General features: G+C 75.3%; 25 protein-coding genes. 13 read left to right on the top strand and 12 right to left on the bottom strand.

Annotation, left to right across the window (positions count from 1 at the left end; translation table 11 throughout):
- Positions 1-13 precede the first annotated feature (13 nt).
- Positions 14-496, bottom strand: coding sequence for an Asp23/Gls24 family envelope stress response protein (locus tag AES38_RS01865; RefSeq protein WP_053773543.1), 483 nt, complete (start codon positions 494-496; stop codon positions 14-16).
- Positions 497-629: 133 nt separating this feature from the next.
- On the opposite strand from AES38_RS01865, the gene AES38_RS01860 reads away from it, so the two are divergent.
- The 6 genes from AES38_RS01860 to AES38_RS01835 all read left to right on the top strand — a co-directional run bounded on the left by AES38_RS01860 (position 630) and on the right by AES38_RS01835 (position 4684).
- Positions 630-1184 (top strand): RNA polymerase sigma factor, encoded by a 555-nt coding sequence (locus AES38_RS01860; RefSeq protein WP_053773542.1) that lies wholly within the window; start codon positions 630-632, stop codon positions 1182-1184.
- Positions 1181-1804, top strand: coding sequence for an Asp23/Gls24 family envelope stress response protein (locus tag AES38_RS01855; protein ID WP_053773541.1), 624 nt, complete (start codon positions 1181-1183; stop codon positions 1802-1804). Before AES38_RS01860 ends, AES38_RS01855 begins: the two co-directional genes overlap by 4 nt.
- Positions 1788-2186, top strand: a complete 399-nt coding sequence (locus AES38_RS01850) for a hypothetical protein (RefSeq protein ID WP_053773540.1) — start codon at positions 1788-1790, stop codon at positions 2184-2186. Before AES38_RS01855 ends, AES38_RS01850 begins: the two co-directional genes overlap by 17 nt.
- A 31-nt stretch (positions 2187-2217) precedes the next feature.
- On the top strand, positions 2218-3054 hold the full coding sequence (locus AES38_RS01845; RefSeq protein ID WP_053773539.1) for an exodeoxyribonuclease III: 837 nt from the start codon (positions 2218-2220) through the stop codon (positions 3052-3054).
- A gap of 80 nt (positions 3055-3134) precedes the next feature.
- The gene (locus AES38_RS01840; RefSeq protein ID WP_053773538.1) at positions 3135-3677 is read left to right on the top strand and encodes a hypothetical protein; all 543 of its coding nucleotides are present in this window, start codon (positions 3135-3137) and stop codon (positions 3675-3677) included.
- Positions 3678-3808: 131 nt separating this feature from the next.
- Entirely contained in the window at positions 3809-4684 is an 876-nt protein-coding gene (locus tag AES38_RS01835; protein ID WP_174775880.1) for a response regulator transcription factor, read from the top strand.
- Positions 4685-4796: 112 nt separating this feature from the next.
- Here AES38_RS01835 and AES38_RS01830 read toward each other — a convergent pair whose 3' ends face one another.
- Both AES38_RS01830 and AES38_RS01825 read right to left on the bottom strand, forming a co-directional pair.
- Positions 4797-5546 (bottom strand): Hpt domain-containing protein, encoded by a 750-nt coding sequence (locus AES38_RS01830; RefSeq protein ID WP_244629210.1) that lies wholly within the window; start codon positions 5544-5546, stop codon positions 4797-4799.
- Between the two features lie 280 nt (positions 5547-5826).
- Positions 5827-7485, bottom strand: coding sequence for a sensor histidine kinase (locus AES38_RS01825; protein WP_244629209.1), 1659 nt, complete (start codon positions 7483-7485; stop codon positions 5827-5829).
- 157 nt (positions 7486-7642) lie between these two features.
- Between AES38_RS01825 and AES38_RS01820 the strand changes: the two genes are divergently transcribed.
- Positions 7643-8206 carry an MOSC domain-containing protein gene (locus AES38_RS01820; protein ID WP_053773536.1) on the top strand — a complete coding sequence of 188 codons (564 nt, stop codon included), beginning with the start codon at positions 7643-7645 and terminating at the stop codon, positions 8204-8206.
- A gap of 40 nt (positions 8207-8246) precedes the next feature.
- Here the strand turns inward: AES38_RS01820 and AES38_RS01815 are convergent, their stop codons facing one another.
- Positions 8247-9155 carry an SDR family oxidoreductase gene (locus AES38_RS01815; protein ID WP_080754889.1) on the bottom strand — a complete coding sequence of 303 codons (909 nt, stop codon included), beginning with the start codon at positions 9153-9155 and terminating at the stop codon, positions 8247-8249.
- Between the two features lie 121 nt (positions 9156-9276).
- On the opposite strand from AES38_RS01815, the gene AES38_RS01810 reads away from it, so the two are divergent.
- From AES38_RS01810 to AES38_RS01800, 3 genes are all read left to right on the top strand, one after another.
- Positions 9277-9693: an ASCH domain-containing protein gene (locus AES38_RS01810; protein WP_053773535.1), complete on the top strand. Its 417-nt coding sequence runs from the start codon at positions 9277-9279 to the stop codon at positions 9691-9693.
- 48 nt (positions 9694-9741) lie between these two features.
- Entirely contained in the window at positions 9742-10623 is an 882-nt protein-coding gene (locus AES38_RS01805) for an endo alpha-1,4 polygalactosaminidase (protein WP_053773534.1), read from the top strand.
- A gap of 473 nt (positions 10624-11096) precedes the next feature.
- Positions 11097-11336 (top strand): hypothetical protein, encoded by a 240-nt coding sequence (locus AES38_RS01800; RefSeq protein WP_053773533.1) that lies wholly within the window; start codon positions 11097-11099, stop codon positions 11334-11336.
- A 193-nt stretch (positions 11337-11529) separates the two neighbouring features.
- Here the strand turns inward: AES38_RS01800 and AES38_RS01795 are convergent, their stop codons facing one another.
- Together AES38_RS01795 and AES38_RS01790 are read right to left on the bottom strand one after the other, a co-directional pair.
- Positions 11530-11799: a cytidine/deoxycytidylate deaminase family protein gene (locus AES38_RS01795; protein ID WP_174775879.1), complete on the bottom strand. Its 270-nt coding sequence runs from the start codon at positions 11797-11799 to the stop codon at positions 11530-11532.
- Positions 11765-12169: a hypothetical protein gene (locus tag AES38_RS01790; protein WP_053773532.1), complete on the bottom strand. Its 405-nt coding sequence runs from the start codon at positions 12167-12169 to the stop codon at positions 11765-11767. The genes AES38_RS01795 and AES38_RS01790 overlap by 35 nt, the downstream gene beginning before the upstream one ends.
- Positions 12170-12465: 296 nt before the next feature.
- On the opposite strand from AES38_RS01790, the gene AES38_RS01780 reads away from it, so the two are divergent.
- Together AES38_RS01780 and AES38_RS15990 are read left to right on the top strand one after the other, a co-directional pair.
- Positions 12466-13428: an NAD-dependent epimerase/dehydratase family protein gene (locus AES38_RS01780; protein ID WP_053773530.1), complete on the top strand. Its 963-nt coding sequence runs from the start codon at positions 12466-12468 to the stop codon at positions 13426-13428.
- 121 nt (positions 13429-13549) lie between these two features.
- Positions 13550-13708, top strand: a complete 159-nt coding sequence (locus AES38_RS15990) for a hypothetical protein (protein WP_167435887.1) — start codon at positions 13550-13552, stop codon at positions 13706-13708.
- Here AES38_RS15990 and AES38_RS01775 read toward each other — a convergent pair.
- Positions 13705-14634, bottom strand: a complete 930-nt coding sequence (locus AES38_RS01775) for an AEC family transporter (RefSeq protein ID WP_053773529.1) — start codon at positions 14632-14634, stop codon at positions 13705-13707. The two genes, AES38_RS15990 and AES38_RS01775, sit on opposite strands and share 4 nt — an antisense overlap.
- Before the next feature lie 195 nt (positions 14635-14829).
- Between AES38_RS01775 and AES38_RS01770 the strand changes: the two genes are divergently transcribed.
- Positions 14830-16485: a histidine-type phosphatase gene (locus AES38_RS01770; protein WP_053773528.1), complete on the top strand. Its 1656-nt coding sequence runs from the start codon at positions 14830-14832 to the stop codon at positions 16483-16485.
- Here AES38_RS01770 and AES38_RS01765 read toward each other — a convergent pair.
- The 5 genes from AES38_RS01765 to AES38_RS01745 all read right to left on the bottom strand — a co-directional run bounded on the left by AES38_RS01765 (position 16482) and on the right by AES38_RS01745 (position 20901).
- A complete protein-coding gene (locus tag AES38_RS01765; protein WP_053773527.1) occupies positions 16482-16925 on the bottom strand; it encodes an SRPBCC family protein in 444 nt (147 codons plus the stop codon). The genes AES38_RS01770 and AES38_RS01765 overlap by 4 nt on opposite strands.
- A gap of 144 nt (positions 16926-17069) precedes the next feature.
- The gene (locus tag AES38_RS01760) at positions 17070-18770 is read right to left on the bottom strand and encodes an MDR family MFS transporter (RefSeq protein WP_053773526.1); all 1701 of its coding nucleotides are present in this window, start codon (positions 18768-18770) and stop codon (positions 17070-17072) included.
- Positions 18767-19432 (bottom strand): TetR/AcrR family transcriptional regulator, encoded by a 666-nt coding sequence (locus AES38_RS01755; RefSeq protein WP_053775612.1) that lies wholly within the window; start codon positions 19430-19432, stop codon positions 18767-18769. The genes AES38_RS01760 and AES38_RS01755 overlap by 4 nt, the downstream gene beginning before the upstream one ends.
- Positions 19433-19502: 70 nt before the next feature.
- The gene (locus AES38_RS01750; protein WP_053773525.1) at positions 19503-20072 is read right to left on the bottom strand and encodes a TetR/AcrR family transcriptional regulator; all 570 of its coding nucleotides are present in this window, start codon (positions 20070-20072) and stop codon (positions 19503-19505) included.
- On the bottom strand, positions 20065-20901 hold the full coding sequence (locus AES38_RS01745) for an alpha/beta fold hydrolase (RefSeq protein ID WP_053773524.1): 837 nt from the start codon (positions 20899-20901) through the stop codon (positions 20065-20067). Before AES38_RS01745 ends, AES38_RS01750 begins: the two co-directional genes overlap by 8 nt.
- Positions 20902-20906: the final 5 nt, after the last annotated feature.

The raw sequence follows: 20906 nt of genomic DNA, 5'->3' as shown, positions 1-20906 counted from the left end.
GATGCGGGGCGGGTCAGACGGCGGGCGCCTCCGCGGCCTCGTCGTCGGATCCCTCGCCGGGCAGCACGATGTCGGCGACGGTCACGTCGACGCGCGTCACGGGACGGCCGACGAGCTCGGTGACCGCGTCGGAGATGGCGGCGCGCACGTCGGCGGCCACGTCCTGGAGCGGCACGCCGTACTCGGCGACGAGCGTCACCTGGAAGGAGACGCCGGCCTCCTGCGCGTCGACGGAGATCCCCTGCGTGAGGTCGGTCTGGCCGATGCGGTCGCGCAGCTGGCCGATGACGCGGGCCGCGCCGCCGCCCAGCGCGTGGACGCCCGGGATGTCGCGGACCGCGAGGCCGGCGACCTTGCCGATGACGCCGTCGGTGACGGTGGTGTCGCCCTCGGCGAGCGCCCCGGGGACGACGGTGCCGGCGGACGCGGGCGCGACGCGCGTCACGTCGGCGGGGGTGGGCGTGCTGGTGCTGGTGCTGGGGTTCGTGTCGCTCATGCGGTTCCTCACCGTCGGGGCCCGTCGATCGGGCGTCTGCTGTGGTACTCATGGATGCGACGGGGCTCGTCCCCGGTTCGTCACGGACCGGATCCCGATCGGGCTCGTCTCCCAGCGCACACGGAGGTACGGCATGGCCCTCTCCTCCTCCCTGCAGGACGCGGGCGACGGGATCCTCGCCGAGCGCGCCGCCGACGGTGACGCCCGGGCGTTCGAGGTCCTCGTCCGCCGGCACGCCTCCTACATGCGGGCCTTCGCGATCCGGCTCACCGGATCCCGCGCCGACGCCGACGACGCCGTGCAGGAGGCGCTCATCACCGCGTGGGACCGCCTGCCGACGCTCGAGAAGCCCGACCGGGTGAAGAGCTGGCTGCTGCAGATCGTGAGCCGCAAGTCCATCGACCGGATCCGCGCCCGCCGCCCCGTCGACGACATCGACGACCACGAGATCGCCGACCGCCTCACCTCGCCCGAGCGCGACGCCGAGACGTCGTCGCAGATGCGCGCGCTGTCGGCGGTCCTCGACGCGCTGCCGCGCGAGCAGCGCGAGGTGTGGATGCTGCGCGAGGTGGGAGGCTTCTCCTACGAGGAGATCGCCGAGAGGCTGGGCGCGACGCCCTCGACCATCCGCGGCCGGCTGTCCCGGGCGCGCACGACGGTGATGACGAGCATGGAGGCCTGGCGATGAGCGGCACGGGACCGGACGAGGCACCCGCCCTCGACGCCGACGGCGAGCCCCTCGACATGGCCGCCCTGGCCGACTACCTCGACCGCGGGCGCACCCCGCGCATCGCCGCCTACGAGGACGACCCCGAGGTCCGCAACGCGCTCCGGGCCCTCGAGCACATGCGCGACCTCGGCCGCGAGCTCGTGGAGGTCGAGGCCGAGGAGACCGAGGCCCCGGGCGACGACTTCTTCCGCGGCGTGCTCTCCCACATCAGCCGCGAGTCGCGCGCCGGGCGCGACATCCCGCTCTCCCATCCGGATCCGGCCGTCCGCCTCGCGCTCACCGAGGGCGCCGTGCGCACGCTCGTGCGGCAGGCGGGAGACGAGGTGCCGGGCGTGCTGGTCGGCCGCTGCACCCTCGACGGCGACGTCACGCGCGCGGGCGAGCCCGTCCGGGTGGCGCTCACGCTGAGCGTCGTGTGGGGGGATCCGCTCCCCGAGCTCGCGCAGCGCGTGCGCGAGCGGGTGCACGCGGCCCTGCTGCGGCACACCGAGCTGCGCGTCGAGGCGATCGACGTGACCGTGGTGGACGTGCAGCCGCGTCCCGCGATGGAGGAGGACGGCGATGACCCTCGACGATGACGCGGCGGCGGCGACGGCAGCGCAGGTGCCCGTGCCGCTCCCCGCGCCCGGCGACCTCTCCCGCGACCTGACCGCCGCCCTCCGCGCCGTCGCGGGCGTGGCCGACGTGTACGCCCCGCGCTCGTCCGTGCTGCTGGCGGCGCAGCAGGTGGTCGAGGGCGTGGTGGCCGGGTCCTCGACCGCGGCCGAGCAGCTCGTCACCGTCGAGACCGGCGAGGGCACCGTGGACGTCCAGGCGTCCATCGCGGTGGATGCGTCGAGCCGCGCGAGCGACACCGCGCGCGCCGCCGTCGACGCGATCCGCGCGCGCCTCGCCGAGGCCGTCGGCCCGGACGCCGCCGCGCTCGCCTCCGTGACGGTGCGCGTCGGCAGCATCGGCTGAGGGGCCCGCGCGCTCCCGGTACCGTGGGGGCATGCGCGTCGCCACCTGGAACGTCAACTCCATCCGCACCCGCGTGGGCCGCGTCGTCGATTGGCTCGTGCGCGAGGACGTCGACGTGCTGGCCATGCAGGAGATCAAGTGCAAGCCCGAGCAGTTCCCGATGGAGGCGTTCGAGGAGGCCGGCTACGAGGTCGCCGTGCACGGGCTCAGCCAGTGGAACGGCGTCGCGATCGCGAGCCGCCTCCCGCTCGAGGACGTCGTGACGACGTTCGAGGGGATGCCCCGCTTCGGCAAGCCCGACGCGTCCGGCCAGCCGCCGCTCGAGGCGCGCGCCATGGGCGCGACGGTCGCGGGCATCCGCCTCTGGAGCCTGTACGTGCCGAACGGCCGCGCGCTCGACGACCCGCACTACGCCTACAAGCTGGAGTGGCTCGAGGCCCTCGCCGCGGACACGCGGGCGTGGCTGGCGGCGGATCCCGACACCCCGCTCGCGCTCATGGGCGACTGGAACGTGGCGCCGCTCGACACCGACGTGTGGGATCCGGCGCTCTTCGAGGGCAAGACGCACACCTCCGAGCCCGAGCGCGCCGCCTTCGCCGCGTTCCTCGAGGCCGGGCTCGCCGACGTGGTGCGGCCGTCGATCCCCGACGGGTACACCTACTGGGACTACCAGCAGCTGCGCTTCCCGCGCGACGAGGGCATGCGGATCGACTTCATCCTCGGCAGCGCCCGCTTCGCCGAGCTGGTGGACGCCCCGCGGATCCACCGCGACGAGCGCAAGGGCGACGGCCCGAGCGACCACGTGCCGGTGGCCGTGGACCTCGACGTGGAGACCGAGCTCGACGACGACCGGCCGATGATCTTCTGATCCGCCGGCCGGACGTCCGTCGGGCGCCCGGCGCTCCCGCCGATTCCGGCCCCGCGCGGCGCGCCCCGTAGTCTCGTGGCGTGACCCCCGACGACGACGCGACCCCCGAGCGCGGACGCCGCGCCGCCCGCGGACGCCGCTCCGCCGCCGCCACCGCCCCCGCGCCGCGCCGCGCGCGCCCCGCACGCGCCCGCGCCGACCGCGGACGCACCCGCGCCGACGACCGCGCCGAGGATCCCCCCGGCCCCGACTGGGTGCCGCGCTGGGTCCGCCGGGTCGACCGCCGGATCCTCGTCACCACGCTCGTCGCCATGCTCGTCGCCGCGGTCATCGGCGGCACCGTCGCGGCCTTCGGGCTCGGCCTCATCTTCGTCACCGACGCGTGCGACGTGGACTCCTACGTCTGCCGCGACTCGCTCTTCACCATCGGCTACGGGACCGCGGTGGCGGGCCCGCTCGTGCTCACGGGGGTCGCGCTGATCGTCGCGCTCGTCGGCATGATCCGCGGCCGCACCCGGCCCTGGCTGGTGCTGCTGATCGGGGTGGGCGCGTCGCTCGCCGCCTACATCCTCGGCGCCGTGCTCGTGCTGGTCGCGGTGCCCGGCTCCTCCCCCGTCACCTGATCCCGCGGGTCCGCCGCGGGCTCCGCCGGCGGCGGGAGCGCGGACCCGGCCGTCCGCTAGCGTGGGAGGTCCGGCGCGCCTGACGCGGAACCGGGGGACCGGCCGCGCGTGCGGCATGCGAGGGGGCGGTAGTGGACAGCGGACGTGTGGCTCTGGTCATCGAGGACGACGGCGACATCCGCCAGCTGCTCGAGGTGGTCCTGCGCCAGGGCGGCTTCGAGGTGCACTCCGCCGGGACCGCGACGGAGGGCGTGCGGCTCGCCGCCGAGGTCGCGCCCGACGTCATCACGCTCGACGTGGGCCTGCCCGACTTCGACGGCTTCGAGGCCGCGCGCCGCATCCGCCTCACGAGCGACGCCTACATCGTCATGCTCACGGCGCAGGGCGAGGAGGTCGACACCCTGCTCGGGCTCGAGGCCGGCGCCGACGACTACGTCGTGAAGCCCTTCCGCCCGCGGGAGCTCCGCGCGCGCATCTCCGCGATGATGCGGCGACCCCGCGGCACCGGGGATGCCCCGGCCGCGCCGGCGACGCCCCCGGCCGGCATCCCGGAACCCATGGGGACGACCTCGGGCTCCGACGCGGACGAGCCCGTGCAGCCGGCCGCGTTCGCGACCACGACGGTCCTGTCCCCCGCGCTGCCCTCCGAGGCCGCGCCGGCCGACGACGAGCGCGACGCCGACGTCCTCCGCCACAACGGCCTCGAGCTCGACGAGGGGACGCGCCACGTCACGGTCGACGGCGAGCCCGTCGACCTCACGCGCACGGAGTTCGACCTGCTGGCCTCGATCCTCGCGAGCGGCGGCCGGGTGCGCACCAAGGGCGACCTCGTGCGCGACATCCGCAGCGGCTCGTACGCCGTCGCCTCCTCCACCGAGCCCGAGGAGCGCGCGGTCGAGGTGCACCTGGGCAACCTGCGCCGGAAGCTGCACGACGACCCGCGGCAGGCGCGGTGGATCCAGACGGTGCGCGGCGTCGGCTACCGGCTCGCGCCGCCGCGCGCGTAGCCGCCGGCGACGGCCGCAGCCGCACGGCTCGCGCGGAGGCTGCCGCGGAGCAGGGGGGCTCCGCGGCAGCTGCGCCGTGGATCGGGGTCCCCTCGGGTGGGATCCCGCTCCGTCACTCCGACCGGCCTGTCGCGGGAGCCGGTCGGGCGTGCGCGTCGGCCCGGGGTCGACCGCGCGCACGGGTCTGGTCGGAAGGCGCTCCGGCCTCCGCGCGGATCCAGGAGCGCATCGCGTCCATGCTCCGCTCGCCGACCTCGCCGAGGTCCGCGAGGAGGGCGCGCGCGCCGGCCTGGTCGGCGGCGCGGATCGCCCCTTCGAGGTGGCTCGCGATGCCGCTGAGGCGGAGCGCGCCCACCATCGCCGCCGAGCTCTTCACGCTCAGGCAGGCGTCGAGCGCGGCCGCCCGGTCCTCGGCGCGCACGGCCGCGTCCAGCCGCTCCCAGCGGGTCGGCCACAGGTCGACGAAGAAGCGCAGGAAGCCGATGCACGCCTGCTGCCCCTGCGTGAGGGGATGGGGATCAGCGGGCGCGGACGGCGACGGGGAGGGAGCGCCGACCGGACGGGGGGATCCGGTCGGCGCCTGCCCGCGCCCGGGTGCGGGGGCACCTCGGGGCGCGAGCCGGTCGTCCGGACGGGGGGATCCGGACGACGGCGTCCCGCGGCGCGGCTCGGGGAGGCCGGGCGGCGGGGTCACGTCGCCCGGCGCGGGGACGCCGGGCGACGGATCGGGGGCGTCCGTCGGGGGGACGACGGACAGGCGGGCGGGGCCGGGCTCGTCCGACAGCTCGACCAGCAGCTGCTCCAGGACGCGGACGTCGAGGAGCGGGGGGACCTGCGGGACGGGGACGGCACGGGCGGTCACGCCCGGCCGCCGGCGAGGGTCGAAGGGCCGGGGAGGCTGCCGTCGGGTACCGGCAGCGCATCCGTGGACCCGGTACGGCACCCGGTGCGGACGGCTCGGGTGCCGCTCGCGGGGTGGTCGTGGGGGGTCATCCGGTCCTTCGATCGCTCGTGTCGGACGGGGCGACCCCGTCGTGCCCGAGCCTGACACCACCGCATGCGGGATCGGATCAAGTTGTGGACAAGATCCGCTCAAGTCGGCCCCGGTGAGGCAGGGCGGGCCAGTGCGGGCCAGGCGCGGGTCAGCCGCGCGACGCGGGCCGGGCCTCCGGCGCGACGCGCAGCGGGAGCCGCACGCGCATGGTGGTGCCGGCGCCCACGGCGCTCTCCACCTCGATCGTGCCGTCGTGCGCGTCGATGATGGATCGCGTGATGCTGAGGCCGAGCCCCACGCCCGCGACCGTGCTCGCGCGGGCGGAGCTGGTGCGGAAGAAGCGCGTGAACAGCTGCGCGGTGTCGTCCGGCGACATGCCCACGCCGTCGTCGGAGACGCAGAGGCGGAAGTGGTCGCCGTCGACGTGGACCTCGGTGGTGACCGTGCCGCCCTCGGGCGTGTACTTGACGGCGTTGCTGAGCAGGTTGTCGAGCACCTGGCCGATGCGCACGGCGTCGACCTCGGCCACCAGCTCCTCGTAGTCCGGCTCGACGAGCTCGACGCCGCTGGCCTGGGCGTGCGGCCGGATCACGTCGAGCGCGTTCTCGACGATCTCGCCCACGTCGACGAGGTTGCGGTTGACCGCCAGGCGGTGCTGCGCAGCTGTGAGGAGGTCGCCGATGAGGCCGAGGAGGCGCTGCGCGTTGCGCTCCACGATCGCGAGGCGGGCGGCGGTGATCCGGTCGTCGAGGTCGTCGTCCACCAGGTCGTCGGCGATCAGCTCGACGTAGCCGAGGATCGAGGTGAGCGGGGTCTTCAGCTCGTGCGAGACGCTCGCCACGAACTCCTCCCGCTCGGTGACGGCGAGCGCCAGCGCCGTGACGTCGGTGCTGACGACGACCGTGCCGAACACGCGGCCGGCGGCGTCCACGAGCGGGGAGACCGACGCGAGCACGGCCTTCTGCGCTCCGCCCTCGCCCACCCAGTACACCTCGCGCGGCACGTCCTCGCCGGCGCGGACGCGGGCGACGGGCTGCCGCTCCGGCGGGACGACGGTGGTGCGGTCCTCCTCGTAGACGAGGCGTCCGACGGTCGGGTCGTCCGGATCCGCGGGGACGGCGAGCGCCATGAGGTCGGCGGCCGCGCGGTTGCGCAGCATGATCCGGCCCTCGGCGTCGAGCACCATCACCGTGTCGTCGATGGCGTCGAGCACCCCGTCGATGATCGAGTTGCGCTCCTGCAGGTCCACCAGCGTGCCCGTCAGCTCCTGCTGCATCTCCTCCAGCCGCGCGTGCTGCCGGAACAGCTGCTGCGCGAGCAGGTTCACGGCCACCGCCACCAGCAGCATCACGACGGGCAGCACCACGAGGTGGGACCAGCCCGTCGTCCCCTCGGGCACCGTCCCCGCGCGGAGGTACGGCAGCGCGAGCACGGAGGCCGTGCCGAGGGCGCCGAGCCACAGCACGTGGAGCGCGAACGCGTACGCCAGCCAGATCACGGGGAAGACGAGGAGGAACGCCGTCGACGGCACCTGGTCGGAGATCGCGTCGTGGCAGAGGGCGAGCGCCGCGAAGTCGAGCATGGGCAGCACGGCCACCCAGTCGGGGTCGATCCGCTCCCAGGGGATGACGGCGGCGGCGATGGTGACGAGCGCGGCGATCACCGTGCCCGCGACGAAGCCGGGCTGGGCCACGGCGTCGAGGTCGCCCGCGCCCGCGACGACGCCGACCAGGGCGAGGCTCACGATGAAGGGCAGCTGCGCGTGCAGGGGCTTCGAGAGCGACATGCTGCGGAGGGCGGCCTGCACGCGGCCGACCGGATGACGCCGCACGTCGGAGGGAGGTTGCTCGCCCACGTGACCCCCCGGTGCGGTCTTCCCCGTGCCGCTCATCGATCCTAACCGCGAGTGGAGCGTCCGCCCCGGGCCCGCGTACCCCGTGATAAGGGGCGCGTACGCTTCCCGGATGACCGATCTGCCCCACGAGCTCCGCGTGGAGATCGCGCACCTCGTCGCGTCCCCCGTGCACCGGCTCGAGGGACGCCCGGCGGACGGGCCGCGCGACGAGCCGGGCGAGCCGCCGTCGCGCGCGTCGGTGCGCGTGCGGGCGCACCTCGGGATCGTCGGCGACCGCTACTTCGGGCAGCGCGCGCACCGCACGGCCGCCGTCACTGTGATGGCGGTCGAGTCGGTGGAGCACGTGGCGCGCGAGCTCGGGATCGACGCGGGGCTGGATCCCGTCGACACCCGTCGCAACGTGCTGCTCCGCGGCGTGGACGTCGACCGGCTGCGCGGCATGCGCTTCAGCCTCGACTCGGGCGACGGGCCCGTGGAGTTCCAGGGCCACCGGCCGGCGAACCCGTGCGCCTGGATGGACGTGATGCTCGCGCCCGGCGCCTTCCGCGCGCTCCGCGGCCGCGGCGGGGTGCGCTGCGAGCCGCTGGGCGACGGGATCCTCGCGGTCGGCCCGGCCGTGCTCCGCAGCGAGCGGCCCCTCGTCGACGACGGCGGCGGGGTACGCCTGTTCTGACGCGCCCCGCCGCCTCGGCCCGTGTCCGCTGCCCCGCGGGTCAGTGGACGGGCGTGCCGCCCGTGACCGCGATGGTCTCGCCGCTCGTGAAGCTCGACTCCTGGCTCGCGAGGAACACGTACGTCGCCGCGATCTCCGCCGGCTGGCCGGGGCGGCCGTAGACGGACTGGGATCCGAACTCCTCGACGTCCGACGCCGACTGGCCGACGGGCTGCAGCACGGTCCAGAACGGGCCGGGCGCGACCGAGTTGACGCGGATCCCCTTCGGGGCGAGCTGCTGCGCGAGCCCCTGCGTGAAGTTGCGGATCGCGCCCTTGGAGACCGCGTAGTCGATCTTGTCGGGGCTCGGCTGGTACGCCTGCGAGGAGCTGGTCGTGATGATGCTGCCGCCCTTGGGCAGGTGCGGGATCACGGCCTTGCTCAGCCAGAACAGCGAGTAGACGTTGGTCTTCATCGTGCGGTCGAGCTGCTCGCTGTCGAGGTCGAGGATGTCGTCCTCGTTGCGCTGGTAGCCGGCCACCATCACCAGGCAGTCGAGACCGCCGAGCGCGTCGACCGATGCCTGCACGATGTCCTGGCAGGTCGTCTCGTCGGAGATGTCGCCGGGCACGAGGGCGGCCTTCCGGCCGTCGCCCTCGATGGTGGACGCGGTGTCGCGCGCGTCCTCGAGCTCCTCGTCGAGGAAGTTGAGCGCGATGTCGGCGCCCTCGCGCGCGAACGCGATGGCGACGGCCTTGCCGATGCCGGAGTCGGCGCCCGTGATGAGGACCTTGCGGCCCTTCAGGCGGCCGAAGCCGACGTAGCTGTCCTGGCCGTGGTCGGGCGTCGGCTCGAAGCGCTTCTCGTCGCCGGGGCCCGTCTGCTCCTGCTGCGGGAACGGCGGGGACGGGTACTGCGCGATCGGGTCCTGGATCTCGTACTGGTTGCCGCCGTTGCGGATCTCGCTCATGGGGTGCGCCTTCCTTGGTCGGTCGTGGGGTCCCTCCCAGCCTGGCCCGGCGGGCGGACGGCGTCCGGGGGCGGAGGAGGTCGACGGGAGGCGTCCGCGTCCGAGCTCCTACGATCGACGCATGACGACGCCCGACGCCGATCTCCCGCCCGTCGAGTTCGCCTTCCCGGGGCCGCTGCGCGACCGGCTCGTGGCGGCGATCGTCGCGGGCGACAAGACCTCGACGAGCTCGCTGCTGGTCCAGTACGCGGCCGACGGCGAGGAGCTGCCGGTCGTCGGATCCCGCGGCGCGGTCATCGACTCCGCCGGGCGGCCGGTCGTCGTGGTCGAGACGACGGCCGTCGAGGTCGCGCGCCTCGCGGACGTGCCGCTCGCGCACGCGGTGGACGAGGGCGAGGGATTCGCGACGGTCGACGAGTGGCGCGCCGGGCACGAGGGCTTCTGGACGTCGCCCGAGGTCGTGGCGGAGCTGCCGACCGGGTTCCGCCTCGACGACGACACCCGGATCGTGATGGAGCGCTTCCGCGTCGTCGGCTGACTGGGGGCGGCCGGTGACGCGGCGGCGGCGCGCGCCTAGGGTCGGATCATGCGCTCCCTCCTCGCCGCGGCCCTCGTCGTCGCCACCCTCGCCGTCGCCGGCTGCAGCTCGCCCGCGGATCCGCACGACGCGGAGGCCGTCGCGGATCCGGCCGTCGCCTCGGTCGCGCAGACCACCGGGAGCCGCGCTGGCGCCGCATCGACCGTCACCCTCCCGCCGACCGGCACGCGCTTCGACTACCAGCTCGGCGGCGCGTCGAAGGTGCCGTCGGGCACCGGGATCGTCGTGCGCGACAGCACGGACGCGCCCGCGCCCGGCGTCTACGGCGTCTGCTACGTCAACGGGTTCCAGACCCAGCCGGGTGCCTCGTGGCCCGCCGCCCTCCTCGTGCGCGGCGCCGACGGGAAGCCGATCGTGGATCCCGGCTGGCCCGACGAGCGCATCCTCGACGTCTCCACGCCCGCGGCCCGCACCGCCAACGCGGCCCGGCTCGCGCCCGTGATCGACGGGTGCGCCGCCTCCGGGTACCGCGCCGTCGAGTTCGACAACCTCGACTCGTGGACGCGCTCGGCCGGTGCCCTCGACGAGGACGACGCGCTCGCCTTCGCCACGCTGCTCGTGGCCCGCGCGCACGACCGCGGGCTCGCCGCCGCGCAGAAGAACGCGACGGACCTCGGATCCCGCGGACGCGACGAGGCCCGCTTCGACTTCGCGATCGCCGAGGAGTGCGACCGCTGGAAGGAGTGCGCGGCGTACACCGACGTGTACGGCGCCCGCGTCCTCGACATCGAGTACACCGACGACCTGCGCGACTCCGCAACCGGCGCCTGCAAGCGGATCCGCGCGATGGATCCGGCGCCGGCCGCCATCGTGCGCGACCGCGACCTGGTGCCCGCCGGCACGCGGGGGTACGCGTACCGCGCCTGCTGAGCGGCGCCGCCCGCCGCGTGACACGATGCCGGGATGGACGACGACGACCGGCGGGCGGAGATCGCGGAGCTGCGCCGCCGCGTCTTCGGTCCGGGTGCCGATCCGGCCGACGCGGCCGCGCGGGAGCGGCTGCGGGAGCTCGAGGGCCGGGACCGGGCCGGGCGTGATCCGGCGGGGCCCGCCGCCGGGGTCCGGAGCCCGCCGCGCCTCCCGCGACGCCGCGGATCCGCACGGCCCGCCGCGTCCGCCCGCGCCTCGCCGCAGCGTGGGCCGCGTCCCTCCTCGCCGCCGCGCTCGCGGGCGCCGGCACGACCGCCTGGTGGCTCGGCGACGCGCGCGGCACCGTCGCCGTCCTGGAGCTCACGCCCCCGCCCACCCCCGACAACGCGACCTACCTCTCGGTCGACACCGGATCCATCGCCCCGGGCTCCCTGTTCGCCGCCTTCCACGGCATCTCGGTCGCCCGGATCCCGGTGCCCGACGCGGCCACGGGCGCCGAGTCGACCTGCTTGGTGGCCGGGCCCGCGGAGCAGGACGGATCGGTCGCCGGCACCCCCGGCTGCGCCACCGGCGCCGTCCCCGCCCGCACCGCCCTCGTCGTCACGGCCGACCAGCCCCAGGAGCTGCGCGACGCCTTCGCGATCGGCACCACGCTGTCGTTCGAGCTGGAGGAGGACGGCGGGACGGTCCGCGTGCGGACCGTCGGCGGCTGAGGCCCGGCGTCCGGGCCGCGCCCCCGTTCCCGCCGCTGCGGCATCCGCCCGGCGGGATGCGGTATGTTCTCCTGCGTTCGGGGAGCGCACCTATCGGGGTGCCTCGTCTGGTTCGATTTCCGGAGCTCTCCACCACTCGCCGCCTCCGCGGCCGCCCGTCCGACGGACCCGTCCTCCGTGCCCCTCGAGGTGATCAGGCCGGTCGCACGTACGCGCCCGGCAGCAGCTCGCCCACCGGCACCGTCGCGGGCCCGGCGTCCCCGGGCACGACCACGAGGATCCCCGGATGCAGGTCGAGCATCACCTGCCGGCAGCGGCCGCACGGCGCGAGCACGCCGCGTCCGCCGTCGCCCGCGGCCGCCATCGCGACGAGGGCGCCGGCCTCGGCCGCGGCGGCCGCGCCCAGCGCGACGAGCGGGCGCGCCCGGTCAGGTCCGCGTGTCGAGCGGGACGGCGGGCTCACGCGGCGTGGATCCCATCTCCCCGCAGGCGGCCACGTGGTCCCGGTACGCGCGCCGGTACTCCTCCCGCGCGGCCCGCGCCTCCCCCTCCTGTCCCGGCCGCTCCACCTGGAGCCGGTGGTGCAGGTGAGGCCGCAGCGCCGCCTCCGCGGCGGACGCGACCGACCACGACCACAGCCGCGCGCTGTCCGCGCCGGCCGGTGCGGCGGCGAGCACGTCGTCGGGGACGCGCACGACGTCGGGCAGCTCGGCGACCGGCCGGTGCAGGAGGAGCGCGGCGAGGAGGATCCAGGACACGACGAGGAACCCGAGCCCGGCACCGCCGACCAGGTTCGCGCCGTCGCCCACCGGCCCCCACACGGCCGAGGTCACCGCGAGGCCGGCGGCTCCGCCCAGGAGCGACAGGACGAGCGCGCCGCCTCCGATCGCCGCCGCGCGGATCCCGGCCCGGCGCCGGACGACCGCGGGTCGTGCGCGCGTCGCCAGCTGCGGGGCGTGTCGGCCGAGAGCCCGCGTCGATCCACGTGCGCGGTGCCGTCCGGCGCGTGGAACAGGGGCAGGTCGGCGCGGTCGGCGACGCTCATCAGCCCCGCTCCGCGCGGCAGGGCGGGAGGTCGGTCACCGCGCCACCATATCGAGCGCGCCGACGGCCCCTAGGCTCGACGACCATGCCCTCCTCCCCCGCCGCGCGGCGCGCGCTCGTCCTCGGCGGCACCGGTGCGATCGGCGGGGCGACGGCCGAGCGGCTGGCGCGCGACGGGTGGGCGGTCGACGTGACGGGTCGGGATCCGCGCCTCATGCCCGCGGAGCTGGTCGCGCTCGGCGTCCGCTTCCACGCCCTCGACCGCGCCGACGTCGCGGGGATCGAGCGGCTGGCCGGCGACGGCGTCGACCTGCTGGTGGACCTGGTCGCGTTCACCGCGGCCGACGTCGAGGCGCTCCTCCCGGCGATGCGGGCGAGCGGATCCGTCGTCGTCGCGTCGTCGCGCGCCGTCCTCGTGGACGCGGAGGGCCGGCACGTCAACGGCGACGAGCCGCCGCGCTTCCCGGGCCCGATCCCGGAGTCGAACCCGACGCTCGCGCCCGCCGCGCCCGGCACCGCCCCCTTCACGCGCGAGGGCTACGCGCCCTCCAAGGTCGCCGTGGAGCGCGCGGCGCTCGACGGCGGCCTGCCGGTGACGGTGATCCGGCCCTCCAAGGTGCACGGCCGGTGGGCCAGGAACGCCCGCGCGCGCGGCATCGTCGAGCGGATGCTGGCGGGCGCGGAGACGATCGAGCTCGCCGATCGCGGCGCCTCCGTCGACCACCTCACCGCGGCGGCCAACGCGGCGGCGCTCATCGCCCGGGTCGCCGACGTGCCGGGAGCGCGGATCCTGAACTCCGCCGACCCGGACCCGCTCACGGCCGCCGAGATCGTGCGGGCCGTCGCCGACGAGCTCGGCTGGGGAGGCCGCATCGTGCCGCTCGAGCCGGGCGTGCCGGGCGGCGCGCACCCGTGGGCCGCGCCGCACCCCATCGTGCTCGACACGCGCGCGGCCCTCGCGCTCGGGTACGCGCCGGTCGGGCCGGGCGCCGAGCTGCTGCGGGCCGAGGTGGCGTGGATCCGCGACGGGGAGCGCCCGTCCGCCTGACCCGCCGCCGCTGGCCGCTCGCCGTCGCATCCGCCCCGATCACGGTCACGCGGTCGGAACCCTGGCAGGGTCGAGGGGCGGGGATCCACCGGTCCGCGCCGATCCCCCGAGGAGCACCACCATGCCGCTGATCCGCTTCCTGTTCGTCGCCGTCCCCGTCATCCGCAAGTTCCTGCGCAGCCGCCAGGGCAAGGCCGCCATCGCCAAGGGCAAGGCGCAGATGGCCAAGCGCTCGCAGAAGCGCGCCGCGCAGCGCGCCGCCGCGACCCGCCGCCGCTAGGTCCCGGGGGCGAGCAGCGCCGCGATCACCAGGAGCACCGGGATCGACGCGACCGTCGTGATCAGCACGGTGTCGCGCGCGAGCACCACGCCGCGCTCGTAGCGCGACGCGAAGTTGAAGATGTTCTGCGCCGTCGGCAGGCCCGCGATCACGGTCGCGGCGAAGGTCTGGTCGGCGTCGAGGTGGAACGCGTACCGCGCGAGCAGGAACGCGGCGAGCGGCATCACGACCGTCTTGATCACCGAGGCCACCACGATCTCGCCGCGGCCGGATCCGGGCGCGAGCGGCTTCCGCCCGACGAGCGACATGCCGAACGCCATCAGCACGATGGGGATCGCCGCGCCGCCGATCAGCCGGAACGGCTCGTAGACGGCGTCGGGGATCCGGAGCCCGGTGATCGCGATGAGGATCCCGAGCATCGACGCGATGATCATGGGGTTCCGCAGCGGCTGCGTGAGGATCCCGACGACCGACGCGGATCCGCGGCTCGAGATGTCGAGCACCGTGAGCGTGGTCGGCGCGAGCACCAGCAGCTGGAGCAGGAGCACGGGCGCGACGAGCTGCGCGTCGCCGAGCACGTAGATCGCCACCGGCAGCCCGATGTTGTTGGCGTTCACGTAGCTGGCCGATGCCGCGCCGATGGTGGTCTCCGCGACCGGCCGACGGAAGAGGATCCGGGCCACGACCAGGTACAGGATCGCCGCGACGGCCACCGCGGACGCCGACGCGAGCAGGAACGCCGAGAACACGACGTGCAGGTCGGCCTTCGCGAGCACCGTGAACAGGAGCGCGGGCGTCGCGACGAAGAACGCGACCCGGTTGAGCGAGTGCTGGGCGCCGGGACCCGCGATCCCGGAGCGGCCGACGGCGTAGCCCACGGCGATGATGAAGCCGATGATGGCGAACCCGGTCAGCACCCCGATCATCCGGCTCCCCTCGTCGCGGCGTCCTCCCACCCTACGGGCGGCACCAGCCCCTCCCGGCGTCCGGCCGGCGCCCCGCCCGTTCAGCGCCGGGACACCGCCGCGTCATGTGATCCGCCTAGCGTCGGCCGCGTCGCGCACGCGACCGACCCGCACCGCCGCGCGCATCCCGCGCCGCGCCCGCTCCGCCAGGAACCCATGCGCCTCCGCACCCGCCGCCGCCTGTCCGCCTCCGTCGCGCTCGCGCTGGCCCTGGGCGTCGCCGTGGGGGGATCCGCCCTCCCGGCGCTCGCGGCGACCGGCAGCGGCAGCGGCACCGCATCCGCCGACCGCCCGCACTACAGCAGCAAGACCCCGTACGCGCCGCAGGGCACCCCGGCCGACCTGGCGCCCGCGCCCGCCGGCTTCGCGCCCGTCTACACGGAGTCGGTCGCGCGCCACGGATCCCGCGCGCTGTCGAGCTTCAAGTACGACTCGCTGACCACGCAGGTGTGGGAGCAGGCCCGCTCCGAGGGCGCGCTCACGGCGCTCGGCGAGACGCTCGGCCCGGAGGTCCAGGAGCTCACGGCCGCGAACCGGAAGCTCGGCTACGGCAACCTCACCGGGCAGGGCGCCGACCAGCACCGCGGCATCGGCGCGCGCGTCGTCGAGCGGCTCCCGTCGCTCTTCGCCGCGATCGCCGCCGGATCCGACCAGGTCGCGCTCGAGAGCTCCGGCGAGGCCCGCGCCACCGCATCGGGGAAGGCGTTCGCGAAGGGCCTGACGTCGGCGGATCCGCTCCTCGCCTCGCACCTGCCGGAGGACATCGCCGAGGACCCGGCCACCCTCTACTTCCACAAGTCGGACGCGAACGCCGACTACCAGGCCTACGAGGACGGCCCCGCGGTGACGGCCGCGGTCGAGGCCATCACCGACCAGCAGCGCAGCCACGAGGTCGCCCGCCGCACGCTCGAGCGGATCTACTCACCCGCGTTCGTCGACCGCCTCGCCGCGGGGCAGTACCACTTCGTGGACGGCGGCGACGGCAAGACCCACGTCGACGACGAGGTCGACGCGGCGATGATGCTCTACAACCTGTACATCATCGCGCCCGACATGGCCGACGAGTTCGCCGTCGACTTCGACCGCTACATCACGAGCGCCGACTCCGAGTGGTTCGCCTACCTGCTCGACGCGGAGGACTTCTACTCGAAGGGCCCGGCGTTCCAGGGCAGCGACATCACGTACCGGATGGCACGGCCGCTCCTCGACGACTTCCTCGACTCGATGGACGCGCGCCTCGCCGGATCCTCGACCGCCGCGACCTTCCGGTTCGCGCACGCGGAGACGATCATCCCGTTCGCGGCGCTCCTCGGGCTGCCGGGATCGACGCAGCAGGTGACCCCCGCGGATCCGTACACGTACGCGACGAACGCGTGGCGCGGCGAGACCGTGACCCCCATGGCCGCGAACGTGCAGTGGGACGTCTACCGCGACGCGAGCGGCCGCGCCATCGTGCGCATGCTCGACGACGAGCGGGCGATCCCGTTCCGCGCGGGCTGCACGCCCATCGCGCCGGGCTCGCTGTTCTACGACGCGGGCGAGGTGCGGCGCTGCCTCACGGGATCCGCCGCGGCCGACCCGGGGACGTCCGCGCCGGGCGCACCCGCCTCAGCCGCCCTCCCCGGCTCCCCCGCCGAGGTCGCCGCCGCCGACGCCTCCGCGGCTCGGGGCGACACCCTCCCCGCCACCGGCATGTCGGCCGACGAGCTGCCGTTCCTCGCGGTGCTCGCCTTCGCGCTCGGGGCGGCGGGGATCACGGCGGTCGGCGTGGTGCGGCGACCGCGGCAGGACGACCCGCCCGCGGCGCGCTAGGCGCCCGACGCGACCAGCCCCTCCATCACGTCGAAGAACGAGCCCCAGCCCCGGATCGTCATCTCGCGCTGCTCGGCGGTGGACTCCCCCGCGACCTGCGTCATGGTCATGCGCGTCGCGCCGCCGGCGACCTCCTCGAGGTCCACCGTGAGCGGCTCGCCCGCGGGTTCGTCGGGCCGGTCGGTCAGCGTCATCGCGAGGCGCGACGGCCGGTCGACCTCCACGTACTCGCCGGCCCAGTCGATGGATCCCCCGTCGGGCAGGCGCATCACCGCGCTCCACGCGCCGCCCTCCCGCACGTCCATGCGCAGCGTGTCGAGCGGCACCCGGACGTCGGCGGCGCCGAACCAGGCGGAGAAGTCGGCCGGCGTGGTCCACGCGTCGAAGACGCGCTCCCGCGGGGCCGCGAACGTGCGGGTGATGACGAGGGGCTCGCCCACGGCGGGCTCCGTTCCTACGAGGCGGACGGGGCCGCGGCGGACGGGGAAGGGCCGCCGCCCCCGTGAGGAGACGACGGCCCTGCGGTGATCCCACCAGCCGCGCGCGACCGAGTCAACGGGTCGTGCGCTCGCCGGCTCCCGGCGTCAGCGGCCGGATCCGTCCCGCCCGTCGCTCGACGGCACCGCGATCCGCGACGCGTCGTCGGCCGCGTCCGGGCCGGTCGCCTGCGCGGGGGCGGCGCCGGGGCGGGCGGCCGCGCGCTGCTCCGCCTCGAGCCGCTCGGCCTCCTCGCCGCCCACCGCCTCGCCGCGGGCGACGAGCCCGGCGACGTCCGACAGCGGGATCTGCTTGAGCACGAGCGAGAGCACGAACGCGATCGCGATGAACGGCACGAGGTACCAGAACACCGGCGCCAGCGCGTCGGCGTACGCGTCCACGATCCCGTCGCGCACCGCGTCCGGCAGGCCGTTCAGCGTCTGCGGGTCGATGCTGCTGGCCGAGGCCGCCGCGTCCCCGGGCGCCGCGCCCGCCCCGGCGAAGACGCCCGTGAGGTTCTCCGTGAGCCGCGTCGTGAACAGCGTGCCGAACACGGCCGTGCCGAGCGCCGCGCCCACCTCGCGGAAGTAGTTGTTCGTGCTGGTCGCCGTGCCGATCTGCGCGGCGGGCACCGCGTTCTGCACGACGAGCACCACCACCTGCATGATGAGGCCGAGCCCCAGCCCGAAGACGAAGAGGAACACGCAGATCAGCCACACCGGCGTCTGGGCGGTGAGCGAGGTCATCAGCACGAGCGCCAGCATCGTGAGGAGCGTGCCGACGATGGGGAAGATCCGGTACCGGCCCGTGCGGGTGATCAGGATGCCGGAGGTGATCGACATGCCGATGAGGCCCACCATCATCGGCAGGAGCAGCAGCCCCGAGACCGCGGCGGACGTGCCGGTGGACATCTGCAGGAACGTCGGCACGAAGCCGATGGCCGCGAACATGCCGATGCCGAGCGCGAGGCCGATGGCCGTGGCGTTCACGAACACGGGGTTGCGGAAGAGGCTGAGCGGGATGATGGGGTCGTCCGCGCGCGCCTCCGTGACCACGAACAGCGACGCGGCCACCACGAGCCCGACGCCCCAGGCCCACGTCGCGAGCGAGCCCCAGCCGTAGGCCTTGTCGCCGCCGAAGTCGGTGAAGAAGATGAGGCACGTCGTGGCCGCGGAGAGGAACAGCACGCCCGCCCAGTCCACCTTCTTCGTGGCCCGCTTGCTCGGCAGGGTCAGCGTGACGAACGCGATGGCGAACGCCGCGATCCCGACCGGGATGTTGATGTAGAACGCCCACTGCCAGGTGAGGTGGTCGACGAAGAAGCCGCCGAGGAGCGGCCCGCCCACGGCCGAGAGGCCGAAGATTCCGCCGAGCGGGCCGAGGTACTTGCCGCGCTGGTCGGCCGGGACGATGTCGGCGATGATCGACTGCGACAGGATCATGAGCCCGCCGCCGCCGAGGCCCTGCGCCGCGCGGAACACCACGAACGACCAGAAGTCGCCCGCGAAGGCGCAGCCGACGGAGGCGAGCGTGAAGATCGCGATGGCGGCGAGGAAGAGGTTCCGCCGCCCGAGCACGTCGCCGAACTTGCCGTAGATGGGCATGACGATCGTGGTGGCGAGCAGGTAGGCCGTGGTGATCCAGACCTGGTGGTCGACGCCGCCGAGCTCCCCGACGATGGTCGGCATCGCGGTGGAGACGATGGTCTGGTCGAGGCTCGACAGGAGCATGCCGGCGATGAGCGCCGAGAAGATGATCCAGATGCGCCGCTGCGTGAGCAGCAGGGGCGCGGGGGCGGTGGCGGTCATGGGGTCCGTTCGGGGTGGCGGGTGGCGGTGGCGGGGTGCGCGATCTCGCGCAGGGCGTCGAGGCGGCGGCGGAGGAGGACGTCGATGGGGTCGGCGTTGCCGGGGGCGAGGAACTCGCGCGCGCTCGCCCGGCCGAGCGCGGCCATGACCTGCACCACGACGGATGCGCGGAGGTCGCCCTCCGGCAGGCCCTCGCGGCGCTCGACGAGGCGCACGTCGCTCGCCTCGTCCTCGATGGACGCGTCGAGCGCGCGCACGAGGAGGCCGGGCTCGCGACGGAAGGCGGCGTGCATGTCCTTCATCGAGGTGCCGTCGGTGTCGAGGCGCGACCATCGGCCGAGGCACAGCTCGGCCAGGTCGTCCAGCAGGTCGGTCGAGGTGCCGCCGCGCGACGCCGCGCCGCGCGAGGACTCGCCGGCGGCGACGAACGCCTCCTCGAGGTCGGCGGTGTCGAGCCGCGCGGGGCGCCCGAACACGGCGTCCTCCTTGGAGGCGAAGTAGTTGAAGAAGGTGCGGCGCGCGACGCCCGCCTGCTCGCAGAGCTCCTCGACGGTGAAGCCGGCGAGGCCGTGCGCGGCGGTGAGGCGGCGGGCGAGGGTCGTGAGGGTGGCCGAGGTCTCCGCCCGGCGTCGCTCGCGCAGCCCTGTTGCACCATCCGTCATGGAGTGCATGTTTGCACCATCCAGCGCAGAGTGCAAGTCGGTCTGGAAGGCGCGTTCCGCCTCGAGCGCGTCAGCCGCGCGGCCACGCCTCCAGCGCCGCCTCGACGCTCGCGACCAGGCGGTCCCAGCTGCGCCCCGTGTCGGCCGAGAGCGCGAACGCGCCCCCGGTCTCGAGCGCGACGAAGCCGTGCAGGGCCGATCGCAGGAACCGGGTGGCGTCCACGGCGTCGTCGCCGGTGAGCCCGTAGCCCGCGAGCACGGCGTAGACGACGCCCGCGAGGTCCTCCGCCGCGGCGCGGTCCTCGTCGTCGCCGGGCGCCGGCGGCCGCATGGCGAGCGCGTACCTCGCCGGATGCGCGACCGCCCAGGCGCGGTAGGCGTGCGCGAGGCGCGTCACGGCCTCCGCATCCGCGGATCCGCCGACCGCCTCCCGCAGCGCGTGCGCCATCTCGCCGCGGCCGTGGACCGTGACGTCGCGCTGGAGGCCCGGCATCCCGTCCACGTGCTTGTACAGCGACGGCACGCGCACGCCCAGGCTCTCGGCGAGCGCCTGGAGCTGCAGCGGCGCGGATCCGGCCTCGTCCATCATCCGGGCGGCCCGCTCGACGACCGCCTCCCGGCTGAGGCCTGCCCTAGGCACGGACCGACCCGACGAACGCGACGATGCCGGCGGCCACCGCGGCGGGCTCCTGCACGTGCGGGTAGTGCCCGACGCCCGGAACCATCAGCACGCGGCCCGCGCCGCCGGGCAGCGCGGCGACGATGGCGCGCGCCTCCGCCTCGGGGTCCGCCCAGTCGGGGTCGGCGGATCCCTGCACCACGAGCACGGGCACCCGCACGCGGGCGAGCGCCGGGTCGGACTCGGCGGTGCCGGAGACGCCCATGCGCTTCAGCGCCGCCATCCGGCCGGGCTCGCGGAGCATCGCGTCGATGCGGGCGAGGCGCGCGTCCCAGCCGGCGGGGCGGCGGCCGGGCGTCGCGACCTCGAGGTAGCGGCGCCACGAGCGGCGGCTGCCGAGCGCCACGGCGCCGAGGAGGTGGATCGCGCCGCGGCGGTACGAGGCGACGCCGAGGTCGCGGATCGCCACGGACTGCTTCCGCGTGAACGGCCCCACCTCCACGAGCGCGGAGACGAGCGCCGGTTCGCGGGCGGCCGCGATGGTGGCCGCCCCACCCGCGATGGAGTGGCCGACGAGCACGGCCGGGCCGCCGAGGTGTCGGACGAGCGCGAGGAGGTCGCCCGCGATGTCGCCCTGCCCGTACGCCGGCCAGGCGGCGGTGGACTCCCCGCAGCCGCGGAGGTCGACCGCGACCACGCGGTGCCCGGCGGCGACGAGCTCGGGGATCACGGCGTCCCACGCGCGGCGGTCGTCGCCCATGCCGTGCGCGAGGACGACGAGCGGGCCGTCCGATCCGTGGATCTCGTAGACGAGCGTGCCGCCGTCGACGGCGAGGTGCGTGGTGGTCATGGGAG

The organism is Clavibacter capsici (genome assembly GCF_001280205.1).
In the GTDB taxonomy this organism is placed as follows: domain Bacteria; phylum Actinomycetota; class Actinomycetes; order Actinomycetales; family Microbacteriaceae; genus Clavibacter; species Clavibacter capsici.
This window is presented reverse-complemented; position numbering and strand designations above follow the sequence as displayed.